At 69.5% G+C, this 16,306-nt stretch carries 10 protein-coding genes; 4 read left to right on the top strand and 6 right to left on the bottom strand.

Features of this window, described 5'->3' with window-relative positions; genetic code table 11:
- Positions 1 to 20: 20 nt before the first annotated feature.
- Positions 21 to 3,584 carry a protein kinase gene (locus ACGFJ2_RS44120; protein ID WP_393478738.1) on the top strand — a complete coding sequence of 1,188 codons (3,564 nt, stop codon included), beginning with the start codon at positions 21 to 23 and terminating at the stop codon, positions 3,582 to 3,584.
- 32 nt (positions 3,585 to 3,616) lie between these two features.
- On the opposite strand, the gene ACGFJ2_RS44115 is transcribed toward ACGFJ2_RS44120, so the two are convergent.
- From ACGFJ2_RS44115 to ACGFJ2_RS44100, 4 genes are all read right to left on the bottom strand, one after another.
- On the bottom strand, positions 3,617 to 5,110 hold the full coding sequence (locus ACGFJ2_RS44115; RefSeq protein ID WP_393478735.1) for an MDR family MFS transporter: 1,494 nt from the start codon (positions 5,108 to 5,110) through the stop codon (positions 3,617 to 3,619).
- Positions 5,107 to 6,708, bottom strand: coding sequence for a hypothetical protein (locus ACGFJ2_RS44110; protein WP_393478732.1), 1,602 nt, complete (start codon positions 6,706 to 6,708; stop codon positions 5,107 to 5,109). The genes ACGFJ2_RS44115 and ACGFJ2_RS44110 overlap by 4 nt, the downstream gene beginning before the upstream one ends.
- On the bottom strand, positions 6,705 to 8,525 hold the full coding sequence (locus ACGFJ2_RS44105) for a flavin-containing monooxygenase (RefSeq protein WP_393478729.1): 1,821 nt from the start codon (positions 8,523 to 8,525) through the stop codon (positions 6,705 to 6,707). The genes ACGFJ2_RS44110 and ACGFJ2_RS44105 overlap by 4 nt, the downstream gene beginning before the upstream one ends.
- Positions 8,526 to 8,686: 161 nt before the next feature.
- Positions 8,687 to 9,955 carry a TetR family transcriptional regulator gene (locus ACGFJ2_RS44100; RefSeq protein ID WP_393478726.1) on the bottom strand — a complete coding sequence of 423 codons (1,269 nt, stop codon included), beginning with the start codon at positions 9,953 to 9,955 and terminating at the stop codon, positions 8,687 to 8,689.
- 185 nt (positions 9,956 to 10,140) lie between these two features.
- Here ACGFJ2_RS44100 and ACGFJ2_RS44095 point away from each other — a divergent pair, with 185 nt between their 5' ends.
- Positions 10,141 to 10,647, top strand: coding sequence for a GNAT family N-acetyltransferase (locus ACGFJ2_RS44095; RefSeq protein WP_393478723.1), 507 nt, complete (start codon positions 10,141 to 10,143; stop codon positions 10,645 to 10,647).
- A 226-nt stretch (positions 10,648 to 10,873) separates the two neighbouring features.
- Here the strand turns inward: ACGFJ2_RS44095 and ACGFJ2_RS44090 are convergent, their stop codons facing one another.
- Positions 10,874 to 11,368: a helix-turn-helix domain-containing protein gene (locus tag ACGFJ2_RS44090; protein ID WP_357954057.1), complete on the bottom strand. Its 495-nt coding sequence runs from the start codon at positions 11,366 to 11,368 to the stop codon at positions 10,874 to 10,876.
- 100 nt (positions 11,369 to 11,468) lie between these two features.
- On the opposite strand from ACGFJ2_RS44090, the gene ACGFJ2_RS44085 reads away from it, so the two are divergent.
- Both ACGFJ2_RS44085 and ACGFJ2_RS44080 read left to right on the top strand, forming a co-directional pair.
- Positions 11,469 to 12,923: an MFS transporter gene (locus ACGFJ2_RS44085; protein ID WP_393478720.1), complete on the top strand. Its 1,455-nt coding sequence runs from the start codon at positions 11,469 to 11,471 to the stop codon at positions 12,921 to 12,923.
- Between the two features lie 7 nt (positions 12,924 to 12,930).
- On the top strand, positions 12,931 to 13,446 hold the full coding sequence (locus tag ACGFJ2_RS44080; RefSeq protein WP_357954061.1) for a pyridoxamine 5'-phosphate oxidase family protein: 516 nt from the start codon (positions 12,931 to 12,933) through the stop codon (positions 13,444 to 13,446).
- A 155-nt stretch (positions 13,447 to 13,601) separates the two neighbouring features.
- Here ACGFJ2_RS44080 and ACGFJ2_RS44075 read toward each other — a convergent pair whose 3' ends face one another.
- The gene (locus tag ACGFJ2_RS44075; protein ID WP_393478718.1) at positions 13,602 to 15,821 is read right to left on the bottom strand and encodes an NADP-dependent isocitrate dehydrogenase; all 2,220 of its coding nucleotides are present in this window, start codon (positions 15,819 to 15,821) and stop codon (positions 13,602 to 13,604) included.
- Positions 15,822 to 16,306: the final 485 nt, after the last annotated feature.

The raw sequence follows: 16,306 nt of genomic DNA, 5'->3' as shown, positions 1-16,306 counted from the left end.
GGTCGGGCATCTAACACGCCGTGGAAGCGCTGATCGCGGGAGATCCGGAGCACATCGGGGAGTACTGGCTCGCGGGCCGGCTCGGCTCCGGAGGCCAAGGTGTGGTGTACGACGCCTACGATCGTGACGGGCGCAGGGTCGCGCTCAAAGTGCTCCACTCGGCCAGCGACGAGGGCCGCGACCGGTTCGCCAAGGAGGCGACTGCCGCCGGCCGGGTGGCCTCCTTCTGCACGGCCAGGGTGCTGGCCGCCGACATGTCGGGCAGCAAGCCGTACATCGTCAGCGAGTATGTGCCGGGGCCGAGCCTGCGCCAGGCGGTCGGCCAGGGGCGCAGGTTCACCGGGGACGACCTGCACAGGCTGGCCACCGCGATCGCCACCGCATTGACCACGGTGCACGACGCGGGCGTGATACACCGAGACCTCAAGCCGGACAACGTGCTGCTCAGCCCCGACGGTCCACGGGTGATCGACTTCGGCATCGCGCGGACCTTGGACATGTCGCTGACCAAGACCGGCGAGGTGTCCGGTACGCCCACCTACATGGCGCCTGAGGTGTTCACCGGGCAGCGGGCGGGCGCGCCCGCCGACGTTTTCGCCTGGGGTGCGATCGTGGTGTTCGCCTCCACGGGCGAAGACCCGTTCAGAGCGGACAACTTGGGCGGGGTCATGCACCGGGTGCTGTCGGCGCGGCCCGACCTGAGTGGGCTGCCGCCGCGACTGGCCTCGCTGGTGGCCGCCGCGCTGGAGAAGGACCCTTCGGCCCGGCCCTCGGCCCGCGACCTGCTCCTCGCGCTGGTCAGCGGCGGCGACGCGGACATGCGCGGGCTGCTGACCGCGGGCAGCCGTGCGGCCAGCGGCGTGCACGTGCCCGGCACCGCCGATCCGGCGCTCGGCACGATCGCCGAGGACGCCTACGGCGCGCTCGCGCCTGAGGTGCGGGAACTGGCCGCCGAGGTCTTCCTCCGTATGGTGTCCGTCACCGACGACGGGCACGAGAGCGTCCGCTGGGTGCTGAAGGACGAACTGTTCGCCGGCCGCTCGGAGCGGGAGGTCCAGGCCATCGAGCGGATTCTACGGACCTTCTCCTACCTGGTGACGCAGAAGGACGAGGCGGTCGCGCTGGCGCATCCCGCTCTGCTGCGTGCCTGGCCGCGGCTGCGGATGTGGGTGGACGGTGACCGTGACGGCCTTGCCGTACTGGGTCAGATCAGTAACGCGGCGCGCCAGTGGGCCGAGAACGGGCGCAAGGACGGCGATCTGCTGCGGGGCAGCAGCCTGGACCACGCGCTGACGTGGGCGGCCACCGGGCGCAGGAACGTCACGCTGACCCCGAGGGAGCGCGATTTCCTTGCCGCGGGCACGGAGCTGACCAGGAAGAACATCCGCCGCAGGCGGCTGACCACGGTGGCGCTGGGCGTACTGCTGGCGGTGGCGGTGGCTGCGGGAAGTGTCGCGGTGGTGCAGGGCAGGCAGGTCGCCGAGCAGAGTCGCGTGGTGGCCCGGCAGCGCGATCAGGCCGTAGGACGGCAGGTCGCGGCCGAGGCCGACAAGCTGCGTACCACCGACCCGGCCAAGGCGATGCTGCTCAGCGTGGCCGGCTGGCGGCTGGCCTCGGGCCCCGACACCAGGCAGAGCCTGATGACCTCGCTGACGATGCCGGAGAGCATGGCCTTCCGCGACCCGGGCGCCAAGGGGGTCTCCACGGCCGCGGCGGCGGCCGACGGGCGCACGCGGGTCATCGCCGACGAGGACGGGGTACGGGTCTACGACGTCCCTTCGCGACGGCAGACGACCTTCTGGAAGTGGCCGAGCGGATTCGCCGCGCTGCCGTCGGCGGCCGCCCTCAGCCCGAGCGGCAGGACACTGGTGATCGTCAGCCGGGACACGGCGTACTCCTGGGACACCATGACGGGCAAGAAGCTGCACGAGCACCGCGTGGCAGCGGGGTCCCCCGGCGTGGACGTGGTCTTCGACGCGCATGAGAGCCTGGTCGCGGTGATGCGCGAGACCACGATGGAGTTCCTGTGGGACACCCGGACGGGCAGGTCCTACGCTCCGCGGCTGGAGGCCGACTCCGGCCCGGCCATCGCGCCCTCTGGCGCCTACATCGCGGGGATCGGCATCAACCAGGGCGGGCTGAAATTGATCCGCCTGCCTGACCTCACCGTGGACACCCGGATGCCGAAGAAGTGCGGCACCGCCGCGACGTTCACGGCGGACAGCCGGCGACTGCTGTGCGCCAACGGCGACATCGTGGCCTGGGATCTGCGCACAGCCAGGAAACTGCCCGACGAGGATCGGCCGTTCTGGCAGGAGTCGGCCTCGGACGACTTCTTGGCCACGTCTCTGCGGATCAGCCGGGACGGCAGGAGGCTGCTGGGTGTCGAGGGCAGGACGATCCACCTGTGGGACGCCGAGAAAGGCGATGATCTCTACACCTACGTGGCGGAGGGCGAGCCGGACGAGGCCTGGCCGGATCCTGACGGCAAGACCATCCGATACCTGCTCGAAAACTCGATCATCACCCTCGGCATCGGCTCCCGCGTCTCTCGCGGCAGGCTGCCGAGCGGGTACGAGGTCGGCGGATTCAGCCAGGACGGCCGATTGATCGCCGCCGAGAAGGACGACGCACCCACACGCGTCTGGGACATGCGCCGCCTGGGCGTGCCGTTGCCCGGCAGCGAGGGCACCACCGGTGCGCTGTTCGATCCGGCGGGCAAGAGGCTGACCGCCACCGGCGAGGGCTCGGGAGTCTCCGTCTGGGACGTGGCCACGGGCAGGCGACTCTGGCACTATCCCGTTCCCAAGGAGCGGTACGTCGGTTCGACGGCGTTCACTCCCGATGGCGGCAAGCTGGTGCTGTCGCTCGCGGAGGTGAGCCGGCCGGACGCCGGAAACGAGCTGATCGTCCTGGCCGCCGACAGCGGCCGGGTACTCACCCGGCACAAGCTCGACACCGGCACGGAGATCGTCGCCCCGACCCGCGACGGTACGGCCATGGTGACCACCACCGGCAGGGTGCTCGACCTGGACACCGGCAAGCCCGTCGGCACCGGGTTCAACCGGGCGGGCTACAGCATCGCGGTCAGCCCCACGGCGCCGCTCCTGGCCCTCGGCACAGGCACGATCGAGCTGTGGGACAGCGCGAAGGGCGCCGAACTGTCGCCCGCCATGCGCGTGGCGAGCCATGCCGAGGTCGAATCCGTGCTGTTCAGCCATGACGGCACCCTGCTGGCAGCGATCAGCAGGTCCATCGGTGAGACCTTCGATGACGTGTACACCGCCCAGATCTGGGACGTCGCCTCACGGCAGCGGCTCGGCTCGTTCCCCATCGACATCTTCGACCGGCTGGCGTTCAGCGCCGACGACAGCATGCTGTATGTCTCGGGCAACCAATCGGGGACCATCGCCCAGATACCGGTCGCCGGGGACCGCGTCGCCGCGCTCGTGTGCGGGCGGGCGGGTCGCACGCTAAGCCCCCAAGAGTGGGACCAGTATCTGACAGGTGCGCCCTATCGCGACATCTGCCCGCTGCTGACGTCCAAGGGCGCGGGGAACGATGGCACAGCCGTCCCTCGCTAGCCGGGAGGCTCCAGGCCCGCCCACCGTATTGATCATTTCTGGCTTTTCACGGCCTCCATGCCGGTCGCGGACGTGGTCTCAGCCTGCGGCTTAAGCGCGTCCGCTTTCGTACGCAGGGTGATCGGCTTGAGCAGCAGCGCGGCGACCACACCGACGACGGCGACGGCGGCCGAGATGAGGAAGACGTGACCGGTGGCGTCGCCGTAGGCGCTGGCCGGTGACACCCCGCCGGCCGTGCCGGCGCCGACCTGGCGGGCCAGGACCGCGCCGAGCACGGCGACGCCGACCGTGCCGCCGAGGGAGCGGAAGAACACGACAGTAGCGCTGGCGGCGCCGATGTCGGTCAGCGCGACGGCGTTCTGCACGACGAGGACGAAGTTCTGCAGGGTCAGGCCGACGCCGGCACCGACGAGCACCATCGCGAACCCGATGAGCGGCATCGGCGTGTGCTGGTCGAGCAGGCCGAGGATCACGAATCCGGCGGTAAGAGCGATGGTTCCGGTGATGAGGAACGGCTTGAGCTTGCCGGTACGGGTGACCAGCCGGCCGCCGACGATCGAGGAGATCAGAATGCCGGCCATCATCGGGATGGTGAGCAGGCCGGCCTCGGTGGGGGTGTGGCCGCGGCTGATCTGGAAGTACTGGGTGAGGAAGACGGTCGCGCCGTACATGGCGGTGCCGGCGGCGAGGCTGCCGAGGATCGCGAGGGCGGTGGCGCGTTGCCGGATGACACGCAGCGGCACGATGGGCTCGGAGACCCGGGATTCGACCCAGAGCGCGACGCCGAGCAGCAGTATCGAGCCACCGACCATGGCGGCGGTCTGCCAGGAGGCCCAGGCGAAGGCGTCGTCGACGAAGGAGACCCAGATCAGCAGGAGGCTGACGCCCGCGGTGATGAGCGTGGCGCCCCAGTAGTCGATCTTCACGTTGTCGCGGCGGTAGATCGGCAGTCGCAGGGTCAGCTGCAGGATGATCAGCGCGACGATCGCGACAGGAATGCCGACGAAGAAGCACCAGCGCCAGCCCAGCCACGAGGTGTCGACGATGAAGCCGCCCAGCAGCGGGCCGCCGATGGTGGAGATCGAGGTGACGCTGGACAGGTATCCGGCGTAGCGGCCACGTTCCCGGGGCGACACCAGCGCGCCGATCGCGATGTTGACCAGGGTCTGCACCGCGCCGACGCCGACGCCCTGCAGGGCGCGGGCGGCGATCAGTTGCCCGGCGTTCTGGGAGAGGCCGGCGGCGATCGAGCCGGCGATGAAGATCAGGACGGCGATCTGGATCAGTGCCCGCTTGGAGAACAGGTCGGCGAGCTTACCGAAGATCGGGGTGGCGACGGTGGCGGCCAGCAGGGTGGCGGTCACCACCCAGGTGTACTGGGTGGGGGAACCACGCAGTACACCGAGCATGCGCGGCAGCGCGGTGGAGACCACGGTGCTGGCCAGCGTCGAGACGAACAGGGCGAGGAGCAGTCCGCTGAGCGCTTCGAGGATCTGCCGGTGGGTCCTGTCGGGGCTGGAGCTCATGGTGCGCTCTCTTCGGGGTTCACGCGCAGAACGCTGCCGTCGCCGTTCGCGGCGATGATCAGGGAGCCGTCCCCCGCGGCCGCGATTCCGGCGAACGGCCGCGGTATTCCGGGCAGGCCGGGCGGGATGAACAGGTCGGGTTCGGGGCGGGTCAGGCCGGCCGCGGACGCGACCGGAAGAGAGTCGGCTTCGATCTCGACGTCGCCGGTGGCGAGGTCGATGGCGAGCAGCCGGCGGTGGGTGGTCTCGACGACGTACACGGTGCCGTTGTTGACGGTGATGCCTTGCGGGGTGCCGAGCCCGTCGGCGAGCAGCCGGGGTACGCCGTCCTCGACGTGGTACACCGCGGCGAGCCGCTCGTCGCTGATGTAGCAGCGCTGGTCGACGTCGACGGCCACGTCGACCGGGCGGCCGAGGCCCTCGACCAGCACACTGACCTGGTCGTCGTGGTCGATCGCGACGACGCGGCCGGCGCCGGATTCGGCGACCACCAGGGTGCCGTCGGTGCGCACGGCGATGCCCAGCGGACGGTTCAGGCCGCTGGCCCTGGTGCGCACCGTGCCGGAGCGCCGGTCGTAGGTGCGTACGTGCCCGTACTGGGAGGTGGTGTGGAGCAGGTCACCGTCGGCGGCGACGCCGTGCACGAAGTTCAGCAGCTGGGTGGTGGTGACGTCTTCGCCAGATTGATCGGCTTCGCTCTGTTGGTCGGCTTCGCCCTGTTGGTCGGCGGGCTGGGTGAGGCGGTAGTGGTCGGCCACGTGGATGCCGCCACCGAGATCGATGGTCACCCCGAAGGGGCCCCCGAGTCCGCGGGGCACGATCTGGCGGGTACGTCCGTCTGCCATGAGCTCGGCGACGCCGCCGTGGGCGTAGCTGGAGACGAACATCCGGTTGTCGGCGTCGAAGGCGGCGTTGTCCAGGGCGTTGAGTTCGCTGACGATGGCGGACCGGTCGCCTGTGCCGGCCAGGTCGACGCGCGTGACGATCCCGCTCGCGCCACGGGAGAGGACCAGCAGGGCGCCACCGCGATCGAAGCGCACCGCGACCGGATCCGGGACATCCGCGGCCACCAGTTCCGGCTCGCCGCCGTCGAGCGGGATGCGGAACACCTCACCGGTGAGCATGTGGGGGTAGTAGAGCTGCCCGTCCGGGCCGAGTTGCATGGCGTTGCCCATGGCCAGGCCGGTCGTGAGCACCGTGGGTTCGTCGCCTGCCGGGGACAGCTCCAGCAGGCGTCCACCCGGGATCATCTCGTTGGCGAACACCCGGGTGCCGACGCAGGCGATGCCGTTCGGTGCGGTGATCTCGTCGGTGACCAGCGCGAAGCCTCCGGCCGGGTCACGTCGCCACACCCGGCCCGGGACCAGGTCGGTCACGTACATCGCGCCGTCGGTGTCGAAGGCGAGGTCGTCGGGGGCGTGCAGTGGCCCATCCGATGGCACGACCACCTCGACGTCGCCGGTGGCCAGGTCGACGGCGCTGATCTGCCCGGCGAGGAACTGGGCCACGTACAGGCGTCCGTCGGGTCCGAAGGCCATGCCGTTCGATCCCCACAGCGGGCGCGCCTGGATCAGTTGCTCGACTTTCCGGCGGTTCATCGGTCGCCCGCCAGTACCTCGTCCATGCCGCCCTCGGTGCGCCAGCGGCGCAGCAGGTCGTGGAAGGCGACGGGGCCGGGCCCGTACGTCTGGCTGACCGCGCGTGGTTTGCCTTCGTTGTTGTAGTAGCCCGGCGTGCATTCGGCCTGGAACGCCCTGTTGTCCGGTGCCAGCTCCCGGATGGTGGTGACCCATGCGTCCTCGGCGTCTCTGGTCGGCTCGACCGACGCGATGCCACGCCGGCGGGCCTCGGCGACCACGGCACCGATGTGGGTGGCCTGCTCCTGCAGGATGTGCACGAAGTTGACCGCGGCGGAGTTCTGCAGTGAGCCCAGGTGGAACAGGTTCGGGAAGCCGTGGCTGTAGAAGCCGTGCAGCGTACGAGGGCCCTGCCGCCGCCAGGTGTCGAGCAGGGCCGCGCCGCCCCGGCCGTACACCGGCAGGGAGCCGGTGAGGATGCCCGAAAGGCCGACCTCGAAGCCGGTGGCGAAGATGACGCAGTCGACCTCGTACTCCTGCTCGCCGACCACGACCGCCGACTCCGTCATCCCGGTGATGCCGCCGTGGTCGGCGGTGTCGACCAGAGTGACATTGGGGCGGTTGAACGTCTGCAGGTAGTGGTCGCTGAAGGTGGGCCGCTTGCACATGTAGCGGTACCAGGGCTTGAGCAGTTCCGCGGTGGCCGGGTCGCCGACGATCTCGTCGACGCGGGCGCGGATCTGGTTCATCTTCTGGAAGTCGGCGATCTCGTCGAGGTACTCGCGTCGCTCGGGTGACAGGTCGGTGTCGACGGTGCCGGCCATCAGGTGACGTTGCAGCCGTGCGGTGCTGGTCCAGCCGTCATCGATCAGGTCCTGTTCGGCGAGCCCGCCGGTGACGACGGTGAGGAAGTTCCTCATCCGTTCCTGCTGCCAGCCGGGTTTGAGCGAAGCTGCCCAGGCCGGGTCGGTGGGGCGGTTGTCGCGCACGTCGACCGACGAGGGGGTGCGCTGGAAGACGTACAGGTGCTGCGAGTCGCGCCCCAGGTGCGGGATGACCTGGATCCCGGTGGCGCCGGTGCCCACCACCGCGACGCGCTTGTCGGCGAGCTTGTGCAGGCCGCCGTTCTGGTCGCCGCCGGTGTAGCCGTAATCCCAGCGACTGGTGTGGAAGGTGTGCCCGCGGAACGTCTCGATGCCGGGGATGCCGGGCAGCTTCGGCTGTACCAGGGTGCCGGCGGACATCACGACATAGCGGGCCCGGAAGTCGTCGCCACGGTCGGTGCGCACCTGCCATTCGGCCGCGGCGTCGTCCCAGCGCAGTTGCGTGACGCGGGTGTGGAACAGCGTGTCGCGGTACAGGTCGTAGAGTTCGGCGATCGCGACGGCGTGCCGGCGGATCTCCTCGCCGGGCGCGTATCGCATGGTGGGCAGGTGGCCGGCCTCTTCGAGCAGCGGCAGGTAGATCGATGATTCGATGTCGCAGTGGATGCCCGGGTAGCGGTTCCAGTACCAGGTGCCGCCGAAGTCGCCGGCCTCGTCGAGCATCCGGATGTCGTCCACGCCGGCCTCACGGAGCTTGGCCCCGGTGAGCAGCCCGCCGAAGCCGCCACCCACCACCAGTGCCTCGACTCGGTCGCGGACCGGTTCCCGCTCGGCGCGTTCGGTGTACGGGTCGGCGGCGTAGTAGCCGAACTTGCCGCGGGCGCCCTGGTACTGGGCGTTGCCGTCGGGCCGCAGCCGGCGATCGCGTTCGTGGCGGTACCTGGCGCGCAGCTCGTCCGGGTCGAAGCCCAGTTCCGCGACTGTGAAACGCGCAGGCGGCGAAGAGAGGTCCATGCATGCCCTTCCGATGCGGGAGCCGCTGAGTCATTGCCGCGCCCGGGGAGATGGCACGGGACATCGTCCGGCGCGGAGCCGATCGGACGAGGCGGCGACACGTTTGCAGCGGCGAATGATCGCCCCGTCCGAGAGAAGCTAACCGAATGCGGAAAATTAAGTCAAACGACTGCCTTAACGCTCGACTGCGGGGCCAGGTACAGCCCTTCGACGGCATCGATCAGCTCGGCGGCCGTGGCCGACCATGCCTCCCTGGCCGCGTCCTCGTCGGGCGGCAGCGTGCGCTCGCGATGGGCGCAGATGTGCACGAGCAGCGTGCGTGCCATGTCGTCACGTCGGCGGCGCAGCTCGGGGGAAAGCGCCGGAAGACAGCGGTGCAGACCGCCGACGACCGTGTAGAAGTTGGGCGCGTCCTGTAGTCCCGCGGCCGCCAGCTCGCGTAGCTGCGGTTCGGTCATGATCTGAGCGGCGAGCCTGGCATACCAGGTCGGGGTTTCCAGGCTGCTCAGATGCTCGGTGAACGGCAGCACGACGCAGGCGACCCAGTCGCGCAGATCCGTGCTGTCACCCCTGGTCCGCAGCAATCGTTCGCGGATCCGCTCCATCAGCGTGGTGTGGTGCTCGACGATCGCGCGCAACAGGTCGGCCTTGGTGCCGAAGTGGTAGCCGACCGCGGCGTTGTTGCTCTGCCCTGCGGCCTCGCTGATCTGGCGGTTGGAGACCGCGAACACCCCGTGCTCGGCGAACAGACGTTCGGCGGCCAGCAGGATCCGGCTCCGGGTCTGACCCGCCTTCGGTGTGGTTTTGCCGATGGCGGTGTCCGTGCGTGCGGCCGGCGCCGCGCAGATGGCCGCTGTACCGGCAGCGGCCAGCGCGAACATCTGGTCGAGGATCTCGAACAGCCGTGCCGGGCCGCCCTCGGAGTCCCACGCCATGACGCTTTCCCGGACGCAGGCGAGCGCCATGCTGCTCATCGTCCTGGCACTCAGGCCGGTGATGCCGCGGCTGCCGAGCCAGTCGAGGATGGACTCCTCGAGATGAGCGTTGGCCCCCGGGAGGAAGCGGTTCAGCTCGGGCTGACCGGCCAGGATGCGCCGCCGCGCGGACACCGTCCGGAACTCCGCGGTCAGAAATGCCTTCAGAGCCCTGGTCAGGGCGACCCACGGGTCGGCGCCGGCCTCCCGTACGAACAGATCCGCGAGCTGGGCCGCTTCGCCGGGGGCCGGGTCGAACAGGGCGCCCGCCTTGGTGTCGAAGTGGTTGAAGAAGGTGCGCCGGGACACACCGGCGGCCGCCGCGATGTCGTCGATCGACACGGCGGCGAATCCGCGCTGCTCGAACAACGTCAGGGCGGCCTGACGCAGCCGGCGCCGGCGTTCGGTCTTGTCCGCGCCACCTGTGGTCCGGGCGCCAGGGGACGTGGGGCTCACTCCTAGACAGTAGGGCCTCGGCATGGAAGGGTGCATCTGCACTAAGTGCAAGCAACTCTCTGGAGTTCGGGCCCGACGAGCAGGTCAGCCGCCAAGACGGCGGGCGGACGGCTCGCCCGTGTGCCACCCGGCCGTCAACGGGTGAAGATCGCCTGTTCCACGTCCACGCGGCTAGGCTCTGGCCGATGAACGAGGCACGCAGGGCGACCGCGGCCGACGCCGCGGAGCTGGTCCGCTTGCGCGGAGTGTTGATGACTCAGCTGGCGGGGCACCGGTCGGCCGACGGAGGCTGGAAGGCGACCGCGGAGGTGATGCTCCGCGAGCGGCTGGCCGAGCCGGATCCCACACTGGTCGCCTTCGTCGTGGACCGACCGGACCTGGTGGGCCGGGCGGGCCTGCTGGCCGCGTGCGCGGTCGGCACCGTCGAGTGCCGGCTCCCGGGGCCGGGCAACCCCAGCGGCGAGGTCGGGTACGTCTTCAACGTCGTGACCGACCCGGCCCACCGGCGACGCGGCTACTCGCGCAGGTGCATGGCCGCGCTGCTCGACTGGTATCGCGACCGTGGCATCAGAACGATCGACCTGCGCGCCTCCTCCGAGGGCGAACCGCTCTACCGGTCCCTGGGCTTCACCCTTTCGCGCGACCCCGCCATGCGGCTCCGGCTGCGGCCACCGGAGCAGTCCCCTTCTTGAGGAGGAGGCCGGAGGTCTCGATCGGCGGATGTGAGCACGGTGTCGCCGCGGTGACGATGCGGGCATGACTTTCGCCGTACATGCCAGAGGTCTGACCAAGACCTTCAGCTCAGACACCGTCCGAGTCGTCGCCCTCGACCACGTCGACGTGGAGTTCACCCGCGAACGGTTCACCAACCGAGCCGCGGCACGGCCGGCGTCTGGGCGTGGTGCCGAACCGTCGGCGTCAGTGGATGGCCGCCAGGGCGTTGTGGGCGATCTCGGCCCGTTCGGCGGCTGCCGCTTCGGCGGCCTGCTCCTCGGCCCGCACGCGGGCGTCGTAGGCGGTGCGGGCGGCGGCGATCTCGTTCTGATGCGTCTCCGTCCAGGTGACCAGCGCGCGGATGGTGGAGTGCAGGGTCACGCCCAGCGAGGTGAGCTCGTAGTCGACACGTGGCGGGACGGTCGGGTGCACGGTCCTGCTGACCAGCCCGTCGCGCTCCAGATGCCGCAGCGTCCGCGTGAGCATGCGCTGGCTGACCCCGTCGATCATGCGGCGTAGCTCGGTGAAGCGCAGGCTGCGCCGGTCGAGCAGGGCGATGACCAGCAGCGACCACTTGTCCGCCACGCGGTCGAGAATCTGCCGGACCTCGCAGTCCTCCCGCGTGTCCCACTGAAGGACGTCGTAATCGCCGTCGGTATCCCCGCAGTAACCGAGGGACTTGAGAGTGCCGTCTTCCATGACATCCCATGATGCACGACGATTTGGCCGGTTACCAGAAGGAACCGGCACGCGGTTGAGGAACCATGGCCGGTCCTGTGCTTTTCGAGAGGAGTGGACCATGTCCATATCGATGCCCGCATCGAACAACCGCATGAACGCCCGCGCCTGGGGAGTGCTCTTCGTGCTCGCCGGAGCCGTCTTCCTGGAAGGGATCGACGTGGCGATGCTGAACGTGGCACTGCCGTCGATCCGGACCGATCTCGGCCTGTCCACCGGCATGCTCAGCGGAGTCGTCAGCGCCTACGTGCTCGGCTACGGGGGATTCATGCTGCTGGGCGGCAGGGCGGCCGACCTGCTGGGCCGCCGGCGGATGTTCCTGCTCTGGCTGACGGTCTTCCTGGTCTTCTCCGGCCTGGGAGGCTTCGCGACCGAAGGGTGGATGTTGCTGGTCGCCCGCTTCGTGACCGGGGTCGCGGCCGCGTTCATGGCGCCCGCCGGGCTTTCGCTGATCACCGGCAACTTCCCCGAGGGGCCGCAACGTACCAAGGCGCTCGGGGTCTACGCCGGCACGGCCGCGGGCGGCTTCTCGCTCGGCCTGGTCGCCGGCGGGCTGCTGACCTCGATCGGATGGCGATGGGTGTTCTTCGCGCCGGTGCTCATGGCGGCGGTGATCCTCGTCGCGGCGGTGATCCTGCTCAAGGAGAGCGCGGTGCACGAACGCCCGTCGGGCGGCTTCGACCTGGCCGGCGCGTTCAGCATCACCGGCGCGATGCTGCTGCTGGTGTACGGCGTGGTCCGCCTGGAGCACCCCGGCAACGGCCTGGTGGGCACGCTCGGCGTGTTCGGCGCGGGCCTCGCCCTGCTGGCGATCTTCGTGCTGATCGAACGGCGAACGGCCAACCCCCTGGTACGGCTGGGCATCCTGCGCTCCCGCGCGCTCGTCCGGGCCAACGTGGGAGCGCTGCTGTTCCTCGCCTCTTTCGCCGGATTTCAGTTCGCGGCCACCCTCTACCTGCAGGAGGTACGCGGCTGGAGCAGTCTGCAGACCGGTCTGGCCATGCTGGTGATCGGCATGGACACGATCCTCGCGCCGACGCTCACCCCGCGGCTGGTGAACCGGTTCGGCAACGCCCGCGTGCTGTTCGGTGGGCTGGTGGTCGCCGCCCTGGGGTACGCGCTCTTCCTGCCGATCGGAATGGACTGGACCTACGCCGCCATGCTGCCGACCATGCTCCTGCTCGGCCTGGCCTTCTCCCTGGCGTACGGCCCGCTGACCATGGCCGCCACCGACGGGATCGAGGAGCACGAGCACGGCCTGGCCGGCGGCCTGCTCTACACCTCCTTCCAGTTCGGCACCGCGCTCGGGCTGTCGGCGGTGACCGCGGTGAGCGTGGCGGCGCTCGGTGACGCCACCACACCTGAAGCGATGCTCGACTCCCTCCGGTTCGCCCTCGTCGTCCCGGTCGCGGCCGCGGTCGCCGGTGCCCTGGTCACCGCCTTCGGGATCGCCCGCCGCACCGCCGGTCCCGAAGCGCCGCAGAACACCCCTGTGTCCGCCCCGACCTCGGTGTGAGGACCTCATGACCATCAAGGTGACCTCGTTCAGCGAGATCGAGGATCAGTTCGCCGCTTACATCGGCGACATCGTGTACGCCACCATGACCACCGTGGACGCCAAAGGACGCCCCCGGGCGCGCGTCCTGATACCGATCTGGGAGGTCGTCGACGGCCGCCCGATCGGCTGGCTGGCCACCTACCGGACCCCGGTAAAGGCGGCGCACCTGGCCGGCAACCCGCACACCACGTTCTCGTACTGGAGTCCCCGGCAGAACGCTGTGAGCCTCGACACCGTGGCCGAGTGGGTCGACGATCTGACGCTCACCCGCCGGGCCTGGAACCTCTACCGCAAGGGCAGCCCGCCCGGCGCCGGGTACGAGCTGGGCAACTTCTGGACCAGCCCCGCCGACCCTCAGCTGCACATCCTGCGGCTGACCCCGTGGCGCGTCCAGGTCATCCGCGGCGCCGACCTGCAGGGCAAGATCTGGCTGGCTGCGACCGCGAAAGCGCCCCATCACCTCGTTGAACCGCCGCCGTAGATCCGGAGCTGCCGGACGGCCCGCTGAGCGGCGGGCCCTTGTCCTTTCGTCTACCGGAACCCGCCTTGCGGATGATCTCTGGCCTACCGGGTTCTACCGGACGGCAGCGCCGGCCAGATCCCCCGAGCTTCGGCCAGAGACCATCTGCGCGACTGTCAGGCGAGGGTCGAGAGCGCCTTGTTGAAGGTCTCCGACGGGCGCATGACCGCGGCGGCCTTCGCCGGATCGGGCTGGTAGTAGCCGCCGATGTCGGCCGGCTTGCCCTGGACGGAGATCAGCTCGTCAGCGATCTTCTGCTCGTTGGCGGCGAGCGTCTCGGCGAGCGGGGCGAACGCCTTGGCGAGGTCGGCGTCGGCGGTCTGGCCGGCCAGCTCCTGTGCCCAGTACAGGGACAGGTAGAAGTGGCTGCCACGGTTGTCGATACCGCCGACGCGACGGGCCGGGGACTTGTCCTCGTTGAGGAAGGTCGCCGTGGCGCGGTCGAGGGCGTCGGCGAGGACCTGGGCACGCTGGTTGCCGGTCGTCTTCGCGTACTGCTCGAAGGCCGGCACCAGCGCGAAGAACTCGCCGAGCGAGTCCCAGCGCAGGTAGTTCTCCTTGACCAGCTGCTGGACGTGCTTCGGGGCGGAACCCCCGGCGCCCGTCTCGAACAGGCCGCCGCCCGCCATCAGCGGGACGCTCGACAGCATCTTGGCGCTGGTGCCCAGCTCCAGAATCGGGAACAAGTCCGTCAGGTAGTCGCGCAGGACGTTGCCGGTGACGGAGATGGTGTTCTCGCCGCGGCGGATGCGCTCCACGGACAGCTTGGTCGCCTCGACCGGGGACAGGATGCGGATGTCCAGGCCTTCGGTGTCGTGCTCCGTCAGATACCGCTTGACCTTCTCGATGAGCACGGCGTCGTGGGCGCGGTCCTCGTCCAGCCAGAACACGGCCGGGTCGCCGGTGGCGCGGGCGCGGGTGACGGCGAGCTGCACCCAATCCTTGATCGGGGCGTCCTTGGTCTGGCAGGCGCGGAAGACGTCCCCGGCGGAGACCGTCTGCTCGATCACGACGTTGCCGGCCTGGTCGACGAGGCGGACGGTACCCGTGGTGGGAATCTCGAAGGTCTTGTCGTGGCTACCGTACTCCTCGGCCTTCTGTGCCATCAGGCCGACGTTCGGGACGGAGCCCATCGTGGAGGGGTCGTAGGCGCCGTTGGCGCGGCAGTCGTCGATCACGGCCTGGTAGACGCCGGAGTAGCTGGAGTCCGGGAGCACCGCGAGCGTGTCGTGCTCCTGGCCGTCCGGACCCCACATGTGGCCGGAGGTGCGGATCATGGCCGGCATGGAGGCGTCGACGATGACATCGGACGGCACGTGCAGGTTGGTGATGCCCTTGTCGGAGTCGACCATGGCCAGTTTCGGGCCCTCGGCGAGCTCGGCGTCGAAGGATGCCTTGATCTCGGCGCCCTCGGGCAGGTTCTCCAGGCCCTTGTAGATGCCGCCCAGACCGTCGTTCGGGGTCAGACCGGCCGCGGCGAACGTCCCGCCGTACTTCGCGAATGTCTTCGGGAAGAAGGCGCGCACCACGTGACCGAAGATGATCGGGTCGGAGACCTTCATCATCGTGGTCTTCAGGTGCACGGAGAACAGGACGCCCTCCTCCTTGGCACGGGCGACCTGCGCGGTGAGGAACTCGCGCAGGGCGGCGACGCGCATCACCGAGGCGTCGACCACCTCGCCCTCGAGGACCGGCACGGACTCGCGCAGCACGATGGTGGAGCCGTCGTCCCCCTTCAGCTCGATGCGCAGCGAACCGGCCTCGGAGATCACAGCGGACTTCTCGGTGGAGCGGAAGTCGTCCACGCCCATGGTCGCCACGTTGGTCTTGGACTCGGTGGTCCAGGCGCCCATCCGGTGGGGGTGGGTCTTGGCGTAGTTCTTGACCGAGGCGAGAGCGCGGCGGTCGGAGTTGCCCTCGCGCAGCACGGGGTTCACAGCGGAGCCCTTGACCTTGTCGTAACGGGCGCGGATCTCCCGCTCCTCGTCGGTCTTCGGCTCGTCCGGGTAGTCCGGCAGCGCGTAGCCCTTGGCCTGCAGCTCGGCGACGGCCGCCTTCAGCTGCGGGACGGAGGCCGAGATGTTGGGCAGCTTGACGATGTTGGCCAAGGGGGTCTTGGCCAGCTCGCCCAGCTCCGCGAGGTCGTCGTTGATCCGCTGGTCTTCGTTGAGGTATTCGGGGAAGACCGCGAGGATGCGCCCGGCCAGCGAGATGTCACGGGACTCCACAGCGACACCCGCCTGCGAGGCGTACGCCCGGACCACTGGCAGGAAGGAGTACGTCGCCAGGGCTGGGGCCTCGTCAGTGTGCGTGTAAATGATGGTCGGATCAGTCACCGGATTGCTCTACTCCCACATTTGCGAACATTTCATCAACTACATATCTATCGGGCGTAGGCAGGGTGCTGATCACTGCCTACAGGCACAGGCCGCAGCCGCAGCTCAGCGCCTGGTGGGTCCTTCCAGCGCGGACTTGGTTGCTCCGTATATCGACATTCCCAGCATGGCGATCTTGGCGGCAAGCGAGCTGATGATGCTGCCTTTACCCTCGGCGAGCATGGTGGGGGCCCGAGCCGCCGCGGGGGAAGTACGGCGCACGCACGTTGACGGCGAACGCCTCTTCGTAGGAGGACCGGTTCCCGGTCCCCCTCGAGCCCATGGGCAGGGCGGCGGCGTTGCCCTCAGCGATGCCTGCTGCCCCTACCCTAGCGTCCTGGCCTGGTGCTGCTGGCCGGGGGCCCGCCTGGAACCGGACCTGACCCTCACCCTGCGCTGAGACGCCACCGCCGCGCAAGAGCCGACCAGAGCGACGAACCCGAGGC

It is taken from the genome of Nonomuraea sp. NPDC049028, assembly GCF_043197735.1.
Taxonomy (GTDB): Bacteria; Actinomycetota; Actinomycetes; order Streptosporangiales; family Streptosporangiaceae; genus Nonomuraea.
This window is presented reverse-complemented; position numbering and strand designations above follow the sequence as displayed.

Bases quoted from the DNA above. Each gene is read 5' to 3' on its own strand.
- ACGFJ2_RS44115 (WP_393478735.1), bottom strand. From the start codon at position 5,110: ATGAGCTCCAGCCCCGACAGGACCCACCGGCAGATCCTCGAAGCGCTC.
- ACGFJ2_RS44110 (WP_393478732.1), bottom strand. From the start codon at position 6,708: ATGAACCGCCGGAAAGTCGAGCAACTGATCCAGGCGCGCCCGCTGTGG.
- ACGFJ2_RS44105 (WP_393478729.1), bottom strand. From the start codon at position 8,525: ATGGACCTCTCTTCGCCGCCTGCGCGTTTCACAGTCGCGGAACTGGGC.
- ACGFJ2_RS44095 (WP_393478723.1), top strand. From the start codon at position 10,141: ATGAACGAGGCACGCAGGGCGACCGCGGCCGACGCCGCGGAGCTGGTC.
- ACGFJ2_RS44090 (WP_357954057.1), bottom strand. From the start codon at position 11,368: ATGGAAGACGGCACTCTCAAGTCCCTCGGTTACTGCGGGGATACCGAC.
- ACGFJ2_RS44085 (WP_393478720.1), top strand. From the start codon at position 11,469: ATGTCCATATCGATGCCCGCATCGAACAACCGCATGAACGCCCGCGCC.
- ACGFJ2_RS44080 (WP_357954061.1), top strand. From the start codon at position 12,931: ATGACCATCAAGGTGACCTCGTTCAGCGAGATCGAGGATCAGTTCGCC.